Source organism: Kitasatospora sp. NPDC057965, from assembly GCF_042887135.1.
In the GTDB taxonomy this organism is placed as follows: domain Bacteria; phylum Actinomycetota; class Actinomycetes; order Streptomycetales; family Streptomycetaceae; genus Kitasatospora.
The window spans coordinates 93,762-109,854 of sequence record NZ_JBHVPZ010000004.1; the positions used below are offsets into that span (position 1 = coordinate 93,762).

At 74.0% G+C, this 16,093-nt stretch carries 15 protein-coding genes; 6 read left to right on the top strand and 9 right to left on the bottom strand.

The genetic code is table 11. The features are described 5' to 3' along the window. Window positions 1-48: 48 nt before the first annotated feature. The gene (locus tag ACFVVU_RS06250; RefSeq protein WP_387788560.1) at window positions 49-1,110 is read right to left on the bottom strand and encodes a hypothetical protein; all 1,062 of its coding nucleotides are present in this window, start codon (window positions 1,108-1,110) and stop codon (window positions 49-51) included. Between the two features lie 196 nt (window positions 1,111-1,306). Between ACFVVU_RS06250 and ACFVVU_RS06255 the strand changes: the two genes are divergently transcribed. Then, the gene (locus ACFVVU_RS06255) at window positions 1,307-2,365 is read left to right on the top strand and encodes an aldo/keto reductase (protein ID WP_380683052.1); all 1,059 of its coding nucleotides are present in this window, start codon (window positions 1,307-1,309) and stop codon (window positions 2,363-2,365) included. A gap of 22 nt (window positions 2,366-2,387) precedes the next feature. Here the strand turns inward: ACFVVU_RS06255 and ACFVVU_RS06260 are convergent, their stop codons facing one another. Continuing rightward, window positions 2,388-3,296 carry an NAD(P)-binding domain-containing protein gene (locus ACFVVU_RS06260; RefSeq protein WP_380683051.1) on the bottom strand — a complete coding sequence of 303 codons (909 nt, stop codon included), beginning with the start codon at window positions 3,294-3,296 and terminating at the stop codon, window positions 2,388-2,390. 105 nt (window positions 3,297-3,401) lie between these two features. On the opposite strand from ACFVVU_RS06260, the gene ACFVVU_RS06265 reads away from it, so the two are divergent. Next, window positions 3,402-3,755 (top strand): winged helix-turn-helix transcriptional regulator, encoded by a 354-nt coding sequence (locus ACFVVU_RS06265; RefSeq protein ID WP_380683050.1) that lies wholly within the window; start codon window positions 3,402-3,404, stop codon window positions 3,753-3,755. 51 nt (window positions 3,756-3,806) lie between these two features. Here ACFVVU_RS06265 and ACFVVU_RS06270 read toward each other — a convergent pair whose 3' ends face one another. Further along, window positions 3,807-4,229, bottom strand: coding sequence for a DUF350 domain-containing protein (locus ACFVVU_RS06270; RefSeq protein WP_380683049.1), 423 nt, complete (start codon window positions 4,227-4,229; stop codon window positions 3,807-3,809). A gap of 320 nt (window positions 4,230-4,549) precedes the next feature. Between ACFVVU_RS06270 and ACFVVU_RS06275 the strand changes: the two genes are divergently transcribed. Further along, entirely contained in the window at window positions 4,550-6,367 is a 1,818-nt protein-coding gene (locus ACFVVU_RS06275; RefSeq protein ID WP_387788561.1) for an NHL domain-containing thioredoxin family protein, read from the top strand. Between the two features lie 90 nt (window positions 6,368-6,457). Here ACFVVU_RS06275 and ACFVVU_RS06280 read toward each other — a convergent pair whose 3' ends face one another. Next, complete coding sequence (locus ACFVVU_RS06280) at window positions 6,458-7,771, bottom strand: M18 family aminopeptidase (protein WP_380690263.1); 1,314 nt, start codon at window positions 7,769-7,771, stop codon at window positions 6,458-6,460. Between the two features lie 314 nt (window positions 7,772-8,085). Next, a complete protein-coding gene (locus ACFVVU_RS06285) occupies window positions 8,086-9,915 on the bottom strand; it encodes an acyl-CoA dehydrogenase (protein ID WP_380683842.1) in 1,830 nt (609 codons plus the stop codon). Between the two features lie 226 nt (window positions 9,916-10,141). On the opposite strand from ACFVVU_RS06285, the gene ACFVVU_RS06290 reads away from it, so the two are divergent. Then, a complete protein-coding gene (locus tag ACFVVU_RS06290; protein ID WP_380683843.1) occupies window positions 10,142-10,645 on the top strand; it encodes an SseB family protein in 504 nt (167 codons plus the stop codon). Window positions 10,646-10,786: 141 nt separating this feature from the next. Further along, window positions 10,787-11,743 (top strand): pirin family protein, encoded by a 957-nt coding sequence (locus ACFVVU_RS06295; protein ID WP_380683844.1) that lies wholly within the window; start codon window positions 10,787-10,789, stop codon window positions 11,741-11,743. Window positions 11,744-12,092: 349 nt separating this feature from the next. On the opposite strand, the gene ACFVVU_RS06300 is transcribed toward ACFVVU_RS06295, so the two are convergent. Both ACFVVU_RS06300 and ACFVVU_RS06305 read right to left on the bottom strand, forming a co-directional pair. Then, window positions 12,093-12,716: a TIGR03086 family metal-binding protein gene (locus ACFVVU_RS06300; protein WP_387788562.1), complete on the bottom strand. Its 624-nt coding sequence runs from the start codon at window positions 12,714-12,716 to the stop codon at window positions 12,093-12,095. Beyond that, window positions 12,713-13,603, bottom strand: a complete 891-nt coding sequence (locus tag ACFVVU_RS06305) for an alpha/beta fold hydrolase (protein WP_387788563.1) — start codon at window positions 13,601-13,603, stop codon at window positions 12,713-12,715. Before ACFVVU_RS06305 ends, ACFVVU_RS06300 begins: the two co-directional genes overlap by 4 nt. 172 nt (window positions 13,604-13,775) lie before the next feature. Here ACFVVU_RS06305 and ACFVVU_RS06310 point away from each other — a divergent pair, with 172 nt between their 5' ends. After that, the gene (locus ACFVVU_RS06310) at window positions 13,776-14,432 is read left to right on the top strand and encodes a TetR/AcrR family transcriptional regulator (protein ID WP_387788564.1); all 657 of its coding nucleotides are present in this window, start codon (window positions 13,776-13,778) and stop codon (window positions 14,430-14,432) included. A 4-nt stretch (window positions 14,433-14,436) separates the two neighbouring features. Here the strand turns inward: ACFVVU_RS06310 and ACFVVU_RS06315 are convergent, their stop codons facing one another. Together ACFVVU_RS06315 and ACFVVU_RS06320 are read right to left on the bottom strand one after the other, a co-directional pair. Continuing rightward, on the bottom strand, window positions 14,437-15,750 hold the full coding sequence (locus tag ACFVVU_RS06315) for an amidase (RefSeq protein ID WP_387788565.1): 1,314 nt from the start codon (window positions 15,748-15,750) through the stop codon (window positions 14,437-14,439). Window positions 15,751-15,808: 58 nt separating this feature from the next. Further along, entirely contained in the window at window positions 15,809-16,072 is a 264-nt protein-coding gene (locus ACFVVU_RS06320) for a hypothetical protein (protein ID WP_355362218.1), read from the bottom strand. Between the last annotated feature and the right edge of the window lie 21 nt (window positions 16,073-16,093).

Consider the following 16,093-nt stretch of genomic DNA (forward strand, 5'->3'; position numbering starts at 1 on the left):
GGAGGGAGGCAACTTTCGTTGCTGTTTCAGCAACACCCGCCCGACCGCTCAGCGGGCGGTGCGCCGCCAGTACGAGCGGGCCGCCACCGCCAGGGCCGCCCCGTACACCGCGAACGCGCCCAGGCCGATCCAGGCGACCAGCAGAGTGTCCGCCGCCGTCGGGAAGTCACCGGGCGGCACCTCCACCACCCCCGCCGTGGCCAGCGCCGACCAGCCGACGCCCACCACCCCGTACGGCGCGAGGGTGGCCGCCCCCAGCAGGGCGGGCACCAGCGGCAGCCGGCGCGGCACCGGGCGGCCGGCCAGCGGGAGGGTCCAGCGCGGGAACACCTGCCCCCAGGGGCGGACCAGCCCCCAGAGCAGGAACACCCCGAGCCCCGCCAGCAGCGCGGTCCCGTCCAGGCCCCAGGACTCCAGGGTGAGCCAGATCCCGGAGGCGCCGTTGCGCACGGAGGCGGCGTGCATCTCGGCGCCGCTCATCCCGGCGAAGGTGCCGCCGGAGGCCCAGCACAGCTTCATCGCCACGTACGGCACGAACGCCGCACTCCCCGCGAGCGCCGTGAGCTGGACCGCCCCCGAGGCGGCCGACGGGGCGGGGCGCGGGGCGTCCGACGGGGCAGGGCGCGGGGCGGCCGACGGGGCGGGGCGCGGGGCGGCCGAGCGCGGACCCGCGGAGCGCGAGCCGGCGGACGGCGCGGTGCCGGAGCGCGCCGCGGCCGCCAGCAGCCCCGCGCCGAGAGCCGCCAGCACGTGCTGCGCCGCGCCCGGCCCGCTGTCCACGCCCTGGCCGAACAGCAGCGTGATCGCGTCCATCAGCAGGCCGAAAGCGCCGGCCACGGCGAGTCCGCAGAGCGTCCAGAGCACTCCGCGCACCGCGCGACCCGGCCCGGCCGCGCCCAGCACCGCCCCGGCCGCCGCCGCGGCCAGACCCACCGCCACCACCGCCCAGCCCACCGCGGCGGCACCGAACAGCGCTGTCCCGCCCAGCGCGCAGCCCGCGCCGAACACCGCGTAGCCGACGCCCCAGGCGGCCACCGCCCGCCCGTCGGTCCGCCATCCGTCCACCCGCCGCCACCGGCCCGCCGGCCGCCGCCCGTCCACCGTCGTCATACCGCCACGGTCGCAGCGGCCCTACCGGCCGCACCTCGCCCGCCGGGACGAACCGGCTCCCCCGGCAGAGGGAAACTCCCGGGACCGCGCACCCCCGGGACCGCGCCTTGCGTTGGAGCGCACTCCAACTCCTAGGGTCGGCAGCGGAATCAGCGAACCGCACCCACCACCGACGGACCCCAGGGGGACCACCACCATGCGCTACCGCACCCTCGGCGGCACCGGCATCGAGGTCAGCACCTACTGCCTCGGCACGATGATGTTCGGCGCGATCGGCAACCCCGACCACGACGACTGCGCCCGGATCGTCCACGCCGCGCTCGACGCGGGCATCAACTTCGTGGACACCGCCGACATGTACTCGGCCGGCGAGTCCGAGGAGATCGTCGGCAAGGCCCTGCAGGCCCGCGGCGACCGCGACGACGTCGTGCTCGCCACCAAGGTGCACTTCCCGATGGGCGAGGGCCGCAACCGGGGCGGCAACTCCCGCCGCTGGATCGTCCGCGAGGTCGAGGAGAGCCTGCGCCGGCTGCGCACCGACCGGATCGACCTCTACCAGGTGCACCGGCCCGACCCCGCCACCGACCTGGAGGAGACCCTCGCCGTCCTCGGCGACCTGGTGCGGGCCGGAAAGATCCTCGCCTTCGGCTGCTCGACCTTCCCCGCCCACGACCTCGTCGAGGCCCACCACCTCGCCGAGCGGCGCGGCCTGCCCCGGTTCCGCACCGAGCAGCCGCCGTACTCGCTGCTCGCCCGCGGCGTCGAGCGCGCCGTCCTGCCGACCGTGCAGCGGCTCGGCATGGGGGCGCTGACCTGGTCCCCGCTCGCCTCCGGCTTCCTCACCGGCCGCTACCGCAAGGACCGGCCGGTCGACCTGACCAGCGGCCGGCCCGCCCTGATGCCGGCCCGCTTCGACCCGGCGCTGCCGGTCAACCAGGCCAAGCTGGCCGCGGTCGAGGAGCTGACCGCCGTCGCCGAGGGCCTCGGCCGCACCCTGCCCGAACTGGCCCTCGCCTTCCCGTTGGCGCACCCGGCGGTCACCTCGGTGATCATCGGACCACGCACCCTCGGCCAGCTGGAGTCGGCCCTCAAGGGCGCCGGCCTCGTGCTCGACGACGCCACCCTGGACCGCATCGACGCGATCGTCCCGCCCGGCACCGACGTCTACCCCCCGGACGGCGTCTGGCAGCCCCGCCCCCTCACCGACCCGGCCCTGCGCCGCCGCCTCGCCGCCGACCGCCCGGCGGCCGGCTGACCGCGCGCCGGGTGCCGGGCCGCTACGCGCGCAGGAGGTCGATCACTCCGGTGAGGTCCTCCACGCCGTGCCGGGCCGGGTCGGCGGCGAGGCGGCGCCGCATCAGGCCGAAGTAGGGGGTGAGCAGTTCGGGGCTCACACCCTGTTCCTCGGCGGTGCGCAGGAAGGTCGGCACGCCGGCGACCTGCATCGCCAGATTGGAGACGACGCCGCCGGTGTAGTCGCCGGCCGCCAGCTGCTCGGCGGTGGCCGCGACCGAGCCGGTCATCGCGGTGAGCCAGGACGAGAGCAGCGGGGCCAGCGAGCGCGGGTCGACGGACTCGCCGCGCACCAGCGCGAACGCGTGCGCGACACCACCGAGCATCCCGTACATCGCGCTCAGCAGCGCCACGTCGTGCAGCGCGGCGAGACCGGCGTCCGCACCCACGTAGCGGGCGTCGGCCGGGGCCGCGAGCGCCGCCCGGTGCTCCTCGAACAGCTCCTGCGAACCGCTGTAGAAGACGTACGGGCCGGCCTGCGGGACGCCGATCATCGGCGGGACGGCCATGATCCCGCCGTCCAGGTAGCGGGCGCCGCGCCCGGTCGCCCAGGCGGCGCGGGCGCGGGCCGTGCCGGGGGTGCTGGTGATCAGGTTGACGACGTCCCGGCCGGTGAGGTCGGCGTCGGCCAGCGCCTCCTCGACCGAGTCGTCGTCGAGCAGGCACACCACCACCAGCCGGTTGGCGGCGACCGCTTCGGCCGCGGTGGCGACGACGACGGCGCCCCGGGCGGCGAGCGGTTCGGCCCGGGCGGCGGTGCGGTTCCAGACGGTGAGCGGGTGCCCGGCGGCGAGCCAGGCACCGGCCAGCGCGGTGCCCATCGCGCCGAGGCCGAGCAGGGTGAGCGGGGCGGGCGAGGTCGTCGAGGAGGTGTCAGAAAGGTTCCGTGTCATGCCGTTCAGCCTGGTTCCGCCCCCGGAAACGATCAAGTACGCACTTCGGAGTGGGTGGTTACCCTGAGGTGAGCGAACAGGCCGGCGAAGGGGTGGGGGCGGGACATGACGGCAACCGTGCCGAGGCCCGGTGCGCACGTGTGCGGGATCGACGCCGCGATGGACGTGATCGGCGGCAAGTGGAAGGTGCTGATCCTCTGGGCGCTGGCCGAGCGGCCGAGCCTGCGCTTCGGCGAGCTGCGCCGGCAGGTGCCGGGGATCACCGAGAAGGTGCTCGCCGCCCACCTGCGCGAACTGGAGGCGGACGGCATCGTGCACCGCGAGTCGTACGACGAGGTGCCGCCGCGGGTCGAGTACTCGCTCACGCCGGCCGGGCGGCGGCTCAACGAGGCGCTGGCACCGCTGGGCGCCTGGGGACGGCAGCACGTGCTGAACGGCGTCCCGCACCCGGCCGCCTGACGCCCGCTCCGGCCCGGGCGATCGCGTCGGGCCCCGGGCGATCGCGCCGGTCTAGGCGATCGCGGCGGACACGATCGCCGCCACCGCGAGGTTGCAGCTGGCGGTCACCCAGACCGCCGGGTGCGGCTCCGGGTCGACCAGGATCGCGCCCAGCTTGCCCGGCGTCAGCAGATCCACCACCCAGAAGGCGACGGCCATCAGCACCAGCCCCAGCAGGCCGAAGCAGGCGGTGGAGACCAGGCCCTTCCCGAAGTCCTCGTAGGTGTAGAGGATCGCGGTGAAGACGATGCCGCCGATGCCGAGCAGCGCCGAGCTGAGCAGCACGGCGGCGTTGCGGTTGCGCTCCATCCAGATCTGGTGGCCGAGCCGGCCGGGCGTCAGGGCGTCCACCAGGCCGATGCCGAGCAGCAGCAGGACCACGCCGACGCCGCCGAAGGCCGCCGCCGCGCCGAGACCGTGCAGGATGTCGTTCATGGGTTGTCCAGCCCCCCGGGGTCCGTGTCGCAGGTCGCACACCGCGGGCCGGGCCGCCCGTTGCGCGGGCTTCCTCCCACGGTCAAGGATCGGCAAAAGATAACCCATCGCGGTCGGGCTCCGAGCGGGAACGGAACCCTCCCGCACCATCGGCTGCGACGGCGATGCCGCCGGCCTCGGCATCCGCGAGACCGACGACAGCCCCATCACCCACCAGGGCGCCCGCTTCCTGCCCCACCTCGTCGCCCGAGCCCGTCGTCCCGTCCGGGCACCCCCGGGTGCCCGGAATGCGGACACCCGCCGTGCGGTTTGATGGGGTTATGGCATCTCGTGCACGTGTACGCGCCCCCGAGCTGGTCGGGGCAGGCGGTTGGCTGAACACCGGGGGCAAGGAGCTGGCGCTCGCCGACTTCCGGGGCAAGATCACCATTCTGGACTTCTGGACGTTCTGCTGCATCAACTGTCTGCACGTCCTCGACGAGCTGCGGGAGCTGGAGGAGAAGCACCGGGACACCGTGGTGATCGTCGGCGTGCACTCGCCCAAGTTCGTGCACGAGGCCGACCACCGGGCCGTGGTGGACGCGGTGGACCGGTACGAGGTGCACCACCCGGTGCTGGACGACCCGGCGCTCGCGACCTGGAAGCAGTACGCGGTGCGGGCCTGGCCGACGCTGGTGGTGATCGACCCGGAGGGGTACGTGGTCGCCCAGCACGCCGGCGAGGGCCACGCGCACGCCATCGCCCGGCTGGTCGAGGAGCTGGAGGCCGAGCACGCGGCGAAGGGCACGCTGCGACGCGGCGACGGCCCGTACGTGGCGCCCGAGCCGACCGCCGGGGACCTCAAGTTCCCCGGCAAGGCCGTCCGGCTGCCGAACGGCCACTTCCTGGTGGCCGACTCCGGCCACCACTCGCTCGTCGAGCTGGAGGCCGACGGCGAGACCGTGGTGCGCCGGATCGGCGACGGCGTGCGCGGGCTGGTGGACGGCACCGCGCCCCGGTTCAGCGAGCCGCAGGGCCTGGCGCTGCTGCCGGAGGGCACCGTCGACTACGACGTGGTCGTCGCCGACACCGTCAACCACGCGCTGCGCGGCGTCCGGCTCGCCGACGGCAAGGTGACCACGCTGGCCGGCACCGGACGGCAGTGGTGGCAGGGCTCCGCGACCGAGGGACCGGCCCGCGAGGTGGACCTCTCCTCGCCCTGGGACGTCGCCTGGTTCGACGGCCGGGTGTGGATCGCGATGGCCGGCGTCCACCAGCTGTGGGCGTACGACCCGGCCACCGGCACCGTCGGCGTCGCGGCCGGCACCACCAACGAGGGCCTGGTCGACGGCCCCGTCGCCGAGGCCTGGTTCGCCCAGCCGTCCGGCCTGGCGGTCTCGGCGGACGGCGAGCGGCTCTGGGTCGCCGACTCCGAGACCTCGGCGCTGCGCTGGGTTTCACGTGGAACAGGGACCGTGCACAGCGCCGTCGGCACCGGCCTGTTCGACTTCGGGCACCGGGACGGCGCGGCCGGTCAGGCCCTGCTGCAGCACCCGCTGGGCGTCACCGTGCTGCCGGACGGCTCGGTGGCCGTCAGCGACACCTACAACCACGCGCTGCGCCGCTACGACCCGGCGAGCGGCGAGGTCAGCACGCTGGCCACCGACCTGCGCGAGCCGTCCGGCGCGGTGCTGGCCGACGGCGACATCGTGGTGGTCGAGTCCGCCCGGCACCGGCTGACCAGGCTGCGGCTGCCCGAGGAGGCCGTCCGGGTGGACGCGGTGGCGCACCGCACCCAGCGGGCCGCCACCGAGGTCGCCCCGGGCGCCCTGCGGCTGGACGTGGTCTTCCAGGCCCCCACCGGCCAGAAGCTGGACGAGCGCTACGGCCCGTCCACCCGGCTGCTGGTCAGCGCCACCCCGCCCGAACTGCTGGTCTCCGGCGCGGGCGCGGACTCCGCGCTCTCCCGTGAGCTGGTGCTCTCCGACACGGTGACCGAGGGCGTGCTGCACGTCTCGGCGATGGCGGCGTCCTGCGACGACGACCCGGCGATCGAGTACCCGGCCTGCCACGTCCACCAGCAGGACTGGGGCGTGCCGGTGAAGCTCACCGCCGACGGCGCGCGCCGGCTGCCGCTGGTGCTGGCGGGCCTGGAGTAACCGGCCCGCGGCACGGACACGGGGCCCGGCGAGTTCGCACTCGCCGGGCCCCGTTCGTTCTGCGTCCCGCACCTGCGCCCCGCGGGGGGCTCAGCCCTCCAGGAACGCCTTGATCGCGCTCGCCAGCAGGTACGGGTCCTCCGCGCCGCACAGCTCGCGGGCCGAGTGCATGGAGAGCGCCGCGATGCCGCAGTCCACGGTCTGGATGCCGAGGCGGGCCGCGGTGATCGGGCCGATCGTCGTACCGCAGGGCATGGCGTTGTTGGAGACGAAGGTCTGCCACGGCACGCCGGCCTTCTCGCAGGCCGCCGCGAACACCGCCCGGCCGACGCCGTCGGTGGCGTACCGGTTGTTGACGTTGACCTTGAGGATCGGCCCGCCGTTGGGCAGCGGGTGGTGGCCCGGCTCGTGCCGCTCGCTGTAGTTCGGGTGGACGGCGTGGCCCATGTCGGAGGAGAGGCAGACGGTGCCGGCCAGCGCCCGGGCCCGGTCCTCCAGACCGCCGCCGCGCGCGTACACGCTGCGCTCCAGGACGTTGCCGAGCAGCGGGCTCTGCGCGCCGGTGTCCGACTCGCTGCCGGTCTCCTCGTGGTCGAAGGCGGCCAGCACCGGGATGTACGGCAGCACGGCACCGTCCGTCTCGGCGGCGGTGGCCACCGCGGCCAGCGCGGCGGTGGCGGCGTGCACCGAGAGCAGGTTGTCCAGCCGCGGGCCGGCCAGCAGCTCGCGGTCCCGGCCCAGGTAGGAGGCGGGCTGGACGTCGTGGGTCATGAGGTCCCAGCCGGTCACGTCGGCCGCGTCGACCCCGGCCCGCTGGGCGACGTAGCCGATCAGCGAGCCCTCGTCGACCGGACCGAGGCCCCAGATCGGGGTGAGGTGGCGCTGCTTGTCCAGCTTCATGCCGTCGTTGACCTGGCGGTCCAGGTGGATCGCCAGCTGCGGCACGCGCAGCAGCGGCTCGTCCAGCTGGACCAGCCGCCGGCTGCCGTCGCGCAGCGTGAGCCGCCCGGAGAGGCCGAGGTCCCGGTCGAGCCAGGTGTTCAGCGGCACCCCGCCGTAGATCTCCACCGCCACCTGCCGCCAGCCCGCCGACCCGGTGTCCGGGATCGGCTTGACCCGCAGGTTGGGCGAGTCCGTGTGGGTGCCGACCACGCGGAACGGCGTCTCCGGGCCGGCGCCGGCCGGCACGTACCAGGCGATCAGCGCGCCGCCGCGGACGACGTACCGGCCACCGGCCACACCGTCCCAGGAGTCCGTTTCCAGCACCTGCCGGAAGCCGGCTTTCTCCAGACGCTCGGCCGCGCTCGCGACCGCGTGGTAGGGCGACGGCGAGGTGCCGAGGAAGGCGATCAGGTCATCGGTGTGCGTCCGGTCGAAGAAGGCCTGGCGGGCGGCGGTCGACATGCTGCTCCTGGGTCGAGGGAGGGCCGGGGCCGAAATGGGGGATCAGCCTCGCACCTTGAGCATATGCCCGTACACGGACATGACACTCGGAGCATCCCAACGGATGCACAACACAGACAGAACCGTGAACTGACGCCCCCTTCACCGCTGCTGGGCCATCGGCGGGCCGGTCGGGCCTCGACCGGGCCTGCGGACACGCCGAAGGGCCCGGTCGGGGGGACCGGGCCCTTCGGCGTGAGGGTGGGGTCAGGCGGTCGGGAAGGTGTCACGCGCGGCGTGCCCGGTGCAGGGCGGCGGCGGGAGACGGGTGGGCGTCAGAACGCCTCCTCCGCCAGCTCCATGATCTCGTTGTCGATGCCCTCGGCGATCAGGCGCTGCGAGGCGACGGTCGGCAGCACGTTCTTGGCGAAGAAGCGGGCGGCCGCGACCTTGCCCTGGTAGAACGGCACGTCCTTCTCCGAGGCCCCGGCCTCCAGCTTGGCCAGGGCCACCGCGGCCTGGCGCAGCAGCAGCCAGCCGACCACGACGTCGCCGGAGACCATCAGCAGGCGGGTGGTGTTCAGGCCCACCTTGTACATGTTCTTGACGTCCTGCTCGACCGAGGAGAGGTCGGCGAGCAGCTTGCCGACGATGGCCTCCAGGTCTCCGGCGGCCTTGGCGAGCAGCTCGCGCTCGGCGGCCAGGGCGTCGCCGCCTGCGGCCGAGCCGAGGAACTTCTGGATCTGCTCGGAGAGCGCGGTGAGCGCCTGGCCGCCGTCCTTGACGATCTTGCGGAAGAAGAAGTCCTGGCCCTGGATGGCCGTGGTGCCCTCGTAGAGGGTGTCGATCTTGGCGTCCCGGATGTACTGCTCGATCGGGTACTCCTGGAGGTACCCGGAGCCGCCGAAGGTCTGCAGCGACTGGGCGAGCTGCTCGTAGGACTTCTCCGAGCCGTAGCCCTTGACGATCGGCAGGAGCAGGTCGTTGAGGCGCTCGGCGGCCTCGTCGCGCTCGCCGCGCAGCTTGGCGGCCGCCATGTCGTCCTGGGTGGACGCGGTGAACAGCACCAGGGCGCGCATGCCCTCGGCGTACGCCTTCTGGGTCAGCAGCGAGCGGCGCACGTCCGGGTGGTGGGTGATGGTGACGCGCGGGGCGGTCTTGTCCAGGAACTGCGAGATGTCGGCGCCCTGCACGCGCTCCTTGGCGTACTCCAGCGCGTTCAGGTAGCCGGTGGAGAGGGTGGCGATGGCCTTCGTGCCGACCATCATCCGGGCGAACTCGATGATCTTGAACATCTGGCGGATGCCGTCGACCTTCTCGCCGAGCAGCCAGCCCTTGGCCGGGTGCTTGGCGCCGAAGGTCATCTCGCAGGTGTTCGAGGCCTTCAGGCCCATCTTGTGCTCGACGTTGGTGGCGTAGACGCCGTTGCGCTCGCCCAGCTCGCCGGTCTCCCAGTCGAAGTCGAACTTGGGGACGATGAACAGGCCCAGGCCCTTGGTGCCCGGCTTACCGCCCTCGGGGCGGGCCAGCACCATGTGGATGATGTTCTCGGACATGTCGTGCTCGCCCGAGGTGATGAAGCGCTTGACGCCCTCGATGTGCCAGGAGCCGTCCTCCTGCTGAACCGCCTTGGTGCGGCCGGCGCCCACGTCCGAGCCGGCGTCAGGCTCGGTGAGGACCATGGTGGAGCCCCACAGCCGGTCGGTCATCCGCCTGGCGACCTCCAGCTGCGCCTCGGTGCCCTCCTCGGCGATGACGCCGGCGAAGGCCGGGCCGGAGGAGTACATCCAGATGGCCGGGTTGGAGCCCAGGATCTGCTCGGCGAAGGCCCAGATCAGCGAGTTCGGGGTGACCTGGCCACCGATCGACTCCGGGATGCCCAGGCGCCACCACTCGGCGTCCATGAAGGTCTGGTAGCTCTTCTTGAAGGCCGCCGGGATCGGCGCGGTGTTGGTCTCCGGGTCGAACACCGGGGGGTTGCGGTCGGTGTCGGTGAAGGACGCCGCGAGGTCGTTCTCGGCGAGGCGCGCGATCTCGCTCAGGATGTTCTTAGCGGTCTCGACGTCCATCTCCGCGAACGGTCCGGTGCCGTACACCTGCTCGCGGCCGAACACCTCGAAGAGGTTGAACTCCACGTCCCGCAGGTTGGACTTGTAGTGACCCATGGCCGTTATCTCCGGTTCGTCGCTTCCGGGACATCTCCGCGTTCGGGCGCCCGTACCCACCAGTAGGCCTCATGATGCTACCCAGCGGTAACTTGTTTCAAGCCCCCGTCGGTGAATCCTCTGCGGATAACCGTATGAACGTGGTCACGTCCCACAAGCCGGGACGGCCACACCTTGTCAGGATCGACGCCCGCGCGGGGCCCCGCGCTCCCGATAGCCTGTCCGTGTGTACGGCTATGACCAGAACGCGTACCCGGGCGACCCCTACCAGCAGCAGGCGGGGCCGCAGCCGGGCATGAACGGCATGCCCGGCCCGGGCCCGTACGGCGAGCAGCCGCCGAGCGCACAGCAGTCCCTCTATCCGGAGCCCTCGCCACCGTCCCTGGCGGACGCGGTGCGGGCCTTCACCACCGGCTCGATGGCGGTGGAGGACTTCCAGGCCATCTTCATCACCTCCAAGGTGCACTGCCCGCGCGGCGACCGGCCGGGCTTCCTCGCCCTGCACAACACCCCGACGCCGGTCATCCCGATGTTCAGCTCGCTGAAGGAGCTGCGCCGCTACGCCGGCAAGGACTCCAAGCACTTCACCGTCACCGGCGCCGAGGTCCTCGACCTGCTGCCGACCGGCTACGGCTTCGCGCTGGACATGGAGGGCGAGCACCGGATGGTGTTCGACGCCAAGGCGGTCGAGCAGATGGTCGACTTCACCATGCGGCGGATGTACGGCTGACGGACGATGGTCGGGGGGCCGCCCGGCCCCGCCCGCCGGTCGGCCCGCGCGGATTTGGTTCAAAATTCAACTTGCTTCTTGTTGAGGATTGAACTAATCTCGTGGACACAGGCCAGAGGAGCACCCCCGAAGGAGGCCGACATGCCCGCCGTGACCGTCGACAACCCGCTGACCCTCCCGCGCGTCACCACCCCCGACCCCGCCGTCACGAGCGCCCGGCCGGTCCTCACCGTGGCCACCGCTCCCGAGGGCTTCGAGGGCGAGGGCTTCCCCGTCCGCCGCGCCTTCGCCAAGATCAACACCAAGTTCCTCGACCCGTTCATCATGATGGACCAGATGGGCGAGGTGGACTACGCGGCCGGCGAGCCCAAGGGCACCCCCTGGCACCCGCACCGCGGCTTCGAGACCGTCACCTACATCATCGACGGAACGTTCATCCACCAGGACTCGCACGGCGGTGGCGGCACCATCACCGACGGCGACACCCAGTGGATGACCGCCGGCTCGGGCCTCCTCCACATCGAGACCCCGCCGGAGTCCCTGGTGCGGTCCGGCGGCCTGTTCCACGGCCTCCAGCTGTGGGTGAACCTGCCCGCCTCGGACAAGATGATCGCCCCGAAGTACCAGGACATCCGCGGCGGCAGCGTCAAGCTGCTCAGCACCGAGGACGGCGGCGCGCTGCTGCGCGTCATCGCCGGTGAGATCGACGGCCACCAGGGCCCCGGCTCCACCCACACCCCGATCACCATGATCCACGCCTCGATCAACCCCGGTGCCCAGATCACCCTGCCCTGGCGCTCCGACTTCAACGCCCTCGCCTACGGCCTCGCCGGCAACGGCTCGGCCGGCACCGAGCACCGCCCCTTCCACCGCGGCCAGGCCGTGGTCTTCGGCGACGGCGACTCGATCACCATCCGCGCCGACGAGAAGCAGGACTCCCGCGACAACAACTTCGAGGTCGTCCTCCTCGGCGGCCTGCCGATCCGCGAGCCCGTCGCCCACTACGGCCCGTTCGTGATGAACAGCCACCGCGAACTCCAGCAGGCCATGGAGGACTTCCAGGCCGGCCGCCTCGGCACCATCCCCGCCGACCGGTAGTCACCCCCGTGACGCCCTCGCCCCGGCCCCCCGCGTACGGCTACCGCAGCCGCGCGCAGCGGGCCGGGGCTTCGTCGTGAGCCGTGCGCCGTACGCGCGCCGCCCCGCCCGCCCCGGTGGCAGGGCGGGGGATCCGGCCCTACCGTCGGACCACGGACGCACGTTTCGGCCGAGGGTGAGGAGCGAGGGATGTTCTGGCAGTTCATCGTGGTGACGGCCGCCTCGTTCGGCTTCCCGACCGCCGCACTGCTCTTCTTCATCGGCGGGCCACGCTTCCCCGACGAGCAGCGCGACGACCGCCGGTAGCACGAAGACCGGCAGCACGGCGGCCCGTGGCGGCCGGCGGGCTTCAGCGCACCGGGACCGCCCAGGCCGGGTCACGGCCCAACAGGGCCAGCGCGCGCCCGAACGGGCCGGCCGAGCCGTCGGCCGCCCGGACGGCGGCGAAGGCCCGCCCCGGCGCCCGGTCAGCCGCGGTCGCCGGCACCGCCCCGGCCACCGCGAGCAGTGCCCCGGCGAGCGGCGGCTCGTCCTCCACGGCGGCCACCAGCCGGGCCGGCGAGCCCAGCGCGACCGCCACGTCCCAGGCGTGCACCAGGGTGTCCAGCAGATGGAAGCCGACCGCCTGTTCGAACGGGAACGGCTCGTCGGCGCGGATCTCCGGCAGCAGGAGCGGGGCGGGCCGCGGCGTCGCGGCGGCGAGGGCGAAGGCCGCGGTCAGTCGCGCCGCCGAGTGCCGGAACGCGCCGGCCGGATCACCGTGCACCGGGACGTCGCGCCAGTGCGCGAGGTCCGCCCCGGCGCCGTCGGCGGCGGCCGCGAACCCCCGGTGCTGGCCGACCTCATGCTCCAGCAGCCGCCGCAGCGACCAGCCCGCGCAGGGCGTCGGCAGCACCAGCTGCTCCGGCAGCACGGTGTCCACCACGGCGGCGGCCAACTCCAGGGAGTGGCTGTGCAGTTCGAGCAGGCTCACACCGCACCCGCCTCGGTCGCCGCGGTCGGCTCGGCCGTCCCGGCGGACAGGAAGCCGATCACCTGGTCGATCACGGTCGGCTCGGTGAGGATCCGCCGGTGGCCCAGCCCCCGGGTGGGCAGCAGCTCCAGTCGGTCCCCGTACGCCGCCCGCAGCCGGCGGGCCTGGGCGAACGGGACGACGTCGTCCTGCTCGTCGTGCGCCACCAGGATCGGCGGGGCGATCTCCTCGGGGCGGCGGGTGGCGTCGAAGTGGCTCCGCACGTCGGCGACCCCGGGGAACATCGCGCCGCCCTCCGCCCGACGCGTCAACTCCCGACGCACGGTGGCGTTCAGGCCGAGCCTGGCGCAGAACCCGGCGGGCAGCCAGGAGACCTCGGCGACCCCGGCCACGGCGGCCAGCCGCCCGGCCCGCAGCCCCTCGCGCAGCGCCAGGAAGGCCGCGTTGACGCCCAGCGAGTGGGCGATCACCGCCTCGAAGGCTCCGTACTCCTCCTGCAGCCGCAGCGCGATGGTGCGGTGGTCCAGCACGGTGGCGGTCCGGCCGCCGGAGTCGCCGTGCCCCGGGGCGTCGTAGCCGACGGCGGTGAGGCCGAGCGCGTTCAGCCGGGGCACGAAGTCCGCGAACCGGGAGGCCCGGGACTGCCAGCCGTGCATCAGCAGGACCGGCCGCCCGCCGTCGCCCCAGCGGTGGACGACCACCCGCTCGCCGCGGTGCCGCAGCGTCCCGGTGACGGCCCGGTCGTGCACCTCGCGCTCGCGGGTGCGGACCCGGCCGCGCCGCAGCGGGTGGCGGTAGATCTCGAACGCGGCCCGGCCGGCGAGGCCGGGGGCGGCCAGCGAGACGGTGTTCAGGGTGGTGCGGATCAGTGCGACGGCCGGGTCCATGCGGAACTCCCTGTGGATGCCGAGCTGCGGATGCCGAGCTGTGAATGCCGAGGGCAGGGGCCGAACTGGGCGAGATATTAGCACGACCGTTCGTGCTTTTTTCTGGTCGGCAGGCTGCCCGGCTACCCTGGCGGCACGGACGGACGACCGGAGGACTGAGGTGAGAGCGGTGGTGGCCGGAGCGAGCACGTCCCGCGCGGACGGACGGGTGCAACGCGGCGAGGAGACCCGCCGGACGGTCCTGCGCCGCGCCGTGGAGATCGCCTCCGTCGAGGGCCTGGACGCCCTGTCGATCGGCCGGCTCGCCGCCGACCTCGGGCTCAGCAAGAGCGGGGTCTTCGCCGGCTTCGGCTCCAAGGAGGAGCTCCAGCTCGCCACCGTCCGGGCGGCCCGGCGGATCTTCTCCGACGCGGTGCTCGACCCGATCGCCGCCGAGCCCCCCGGGCTGCGCAAGCTGCGGCTGCTCTGCGAGTCCTGGCTGGCCTACGCGCGTGCCCGGGTCTTCCCCGGCGGCTGCTTCTTCTACGAGGTCAACGCCGAGTACGACGCCCGCCCCGGCCCGCTGCGCGACGCCCTCGCCGCCAACTGGCGGGAGTGGCACGCCACCGTCCTCGGCCTGGCGGCCGGCGCCCGGGACACCGGCGAACTGCGCGCCGACGCCGATCTGGAGGACATCACGTTCACCCTGATCGCCCTGCTGGAGAACGCCAACCCGCAGGCCCTGCTGCTGGACGAGGACACCCCGTACGAACGCGCCCACCGCGCGGCGCTGCGCCGGCTGCGCGCGGACGCCACCGACCCGGACACCCCCGCGCTGCGGGCGGAGTAGGGCCTCAGGCGTCCAGCACCCGCTCCAGGACCGCCGCCCCGGCGAGCAGCCGCTCGTCCGCCCCGGCCTCGCCGACCACCTGGAGGCCCAGCGGCAGGCCCCGGACCGTCACCCCGGCGGGCAGGCTCAGCGCGGGCAGCCCGGCGAAGCTCCACGGCAGCGACATCACGGCGCTGCCGGTGCTGTCCAGCCCGAGCGGCGCCGGGCCGGTCGCCGAGGGGGCCAGCAGCAGGTCCACCCCGGCCCGCCGGCGCTGGGCGGCGAGCCGCGTCCGGAACGCCTCGCGGGCGCGCAGCGCCGCCTCGTACGCGGCCCGGTCGACGCCCCGGCCGTGCCGGATGCCCGCCACCGTCTCCGGCCGGTAGAGGGCGCCGAAGCGCTCGAACCACTCGGCGTGCGAGGCCGCCATCTCGAACCGGTTGATCGTCCGGAGCTGCCGCTCCAGCTCGGTGAAGTCCGGCAGCGCATCGACCTGGCGGACCATCAGCCCTCGGGCGGACAGCAGCTCCAGCTGCCGCCGGAAGGCCTCCAGCGCCTCCGGTCGGGCCCGCTCCAGGTACGGGCCGACCGGGACGCCGAGCACGGGGACGTCGTCGTGCCCCGGCTGCGGCCGGTCGTCCCAGTCGTCGCAGAGCAGCGGGGCGGCCAGCGCGACGCCGGCCAGGTCGGCGGTGAACAGGCCCACCGTGTCGAGACTCGGCGCGTTCGGGATCACGCCCGCCGCCGGGATCCGCCCGTGCGTCGGCCGGAAGCCCACCACACCGCAGTAGGCGGCCGGGCGGACCACCGAGCCGACCGTCTGGGTGCCGATCGCCAGCGGCACCAGCCCCGCCGCCACCGCCGCCGCCGAGCCGCTGCTGGAGCCGCCCGGGGTGTGGCCCGGGTGGTGCGGATTGCGGGTCGGTCCGGGGGCGCCGCCCGCGAACTCGGCGGTCACCGTCTTGCCCGCGATCAGCGCCCCGGCCGCCAGCAGCCGGTCCACCACGGTGGCCTGCGGTCCGGCCAGGACGCCCGGCGGCAGCGCGGAGCCGGCGTGCGTGGGCAGGCCGTCCACGTGCGCGATGTCCTTGATCCCGACGGCCACCCCGTACAGCGGCGGCGCCTGCGCCGGATCGGGGTGGCGGGCGGCGAGCGCCCTGGCCTCGGCGTGCAGCCGGTCGGCGCGGCCGGCCTCCGGCACGAAGGCGTGGATCAGCGGGTCCACCTGGTCGATCCGGGCGCAGAGCCGGTCGACGTGGACGGCCAGGGCGGGTACGCCCGCACGCAGCGCGGCGGCCTCACGGATCAACGACCGTGGCCGGACCAGGGATTGCTCCATGCCGACCACGGTAGCCCCGGCCCCGGCGGGACCGTTCACCGCACCACCGGTGCGGCGCTCACTCCGTCGGCCAGGCCGATTCCCGCTGGTCACCGGGCCGGCCCGGCCGGTGCTCGTCGCCCAGCCAGGGCGCCTCGCGCAGCAGGTAGGCCCCGCAGGTGTGGCAGCAGAGTTCGCGGGTGCGGCCCCAGTCCGCCGCCTCCCGGGCGGGTGCCCGCTCGTCCAGCTCCCGGCCGCACATCGCCACGCTCCCGCCGCCGCGGACCATGTGCCACATCCGCACCCCGGCGGAGGCGCCGCCGGGGGCGTACTCGGCACGCATCCGGTGCATCATTACCCCATC

What these genes read in the sequence shown, in the direction of transcription:
- ACFVVU_RS06250 (WP_387788560.1), bottom strand. Translation starts at nt 1,110, where the DNA reads ATGACGACGGTGGACGGGCGGCGGCCGGCGGGCCGGTGGCGGCGGGTG.
- ACFVVU_RS06255 (WP_380683052.1), top strand. Translation starts at nt 1,307, where the DNA reads ATGCGCTACCGCACCCTCGGCGGCACCGGCATCGAGGTCAGCACCTAC.
- ACFVVU_RS06260 (WP_380683051.1), bottom strand. Translation starts at nt 3,296, where the DNA reads ATGACACGGAACCTTTCTGACACCTCCTCGACGACCTCGCCCGCCCCG.
- ACFVVU_RS06265 (WP_380683050.1), top strand. Translation starts at nt 3,402, where the DNA reads ATGACGGCAACCGTGCCGAGGCCCGGTGCGCACGTGTGCGGGATCGAC.
- ACFVVU_RS06270 (WP_380683049.1), bottom strand. Translation starts at nt 4,229, where the DNA reads ATGAACGACATCCTGCACGGTCTCGGCGCGGCGGCGGCCTTCGGCGGC.
- ACFVVU_RS06275 (WP_387788561.1), top strand. Translation starts at nt 4,550, where the DNA reads ATGGCATCTCGTGCACGTGTACGCGCCCCCGAGCTGGTCGGGGCAGGC.
- ACFVVU_RS06280 (WP_380690263.1), bottom strand. Translation starts at nt 7,771, where the DNA reads ATGTCGACCGCCGCCCGCCAGGCCTTCTTCGACCGGACGCACACCGAT.
- ACFVVU_RS06285 (WP_380683842.1), bottom strand. Translation starts at nt 9,915, where the DNA reads ATGGGTCACTACAAGTCCAACCTGCGGGACGTGGAGTTCAACCTCTTC.
- ACFVVU_RS06295 (WP_380683844.1), top strand. Translation starts at nt 10,787, where the DNA reads ATGCCCGCCGTGACCGTCGACAACCCGCTGACCCTCCCGCGCGTCACC.
- ACFVVU_RS06305 (WP_387788563.1), bottom strand. Translation starts at nt 13,603, where the DNA reads ATGGACCCGGCCGTCGCACTGATCCGCACCACCCTGAACACCGTCTCG.
- ACFVVU_RS06315 (WP_387788565.1), bottom strand. Translation starts at nt 15,750, where the DNA reads ATGGAGCAATCCCTGGTCCGGCCACGGTCGTTGATCCGTGAGGCCGCC.
- ACFVVU_RS06320 (WP_355362218.1), bottom strand. Translation starts at nt 16,072, where the DNA reads ATGCGTGCCGAGTACGCCCCCGGCGGCGCCTCCGCCGGGGTGCGGATG.